Raw genomic sequence first — 248 nt, 5'->3', positions numbered from 1 at the left:
CTTGCTTGTCAGGAAATGCAAAATAAGGCATTATATGCTACAAGACAGCTAGCAAAACGTCAGTACACATGGCTAAGAAAGGTAATGCAATTGCCTAGCGCATCATCAAGTGGGATTGCAGAATCTGAGAACAAGGCTGATACTAGCAGTCGTATGATATTACAAACGTTTGAAACTATGGCCGAAGCACGAGAGTACTTGTCTTAAAGTGCAATGATAGCCAACACAATTAGTTTCAAAAATTGACA

Annotated in this window: 1 pseudogene; it reads left to right on the top strand. The window is 39.5% G+C overall.

Annotated features, from left to right (window positions below):
- A pseudogene (locus SB772_RS44185) lies at positions 1-207 on the top strand (hypothetical protein); the annotation flags it as partial.
- Positions 208-248: the final 41 nt, after the last annotated feature.

It is taken from the genome of Paraburkholderia sp. SIMBA_030 (genome assembly GCF_046535245.1).
Classification (GTDB): domain Bacteria; phylum Pseudomonadota; class Gammaproteobacteria; order Burkholderiales; family Burkholderiaceae; genus Paraburkholderia.
The sequence above is the reverse complement of the archived record's forward strand: the minus strand, read 5'-3'. Positions and strand labels throughout refer to the sequence as shown.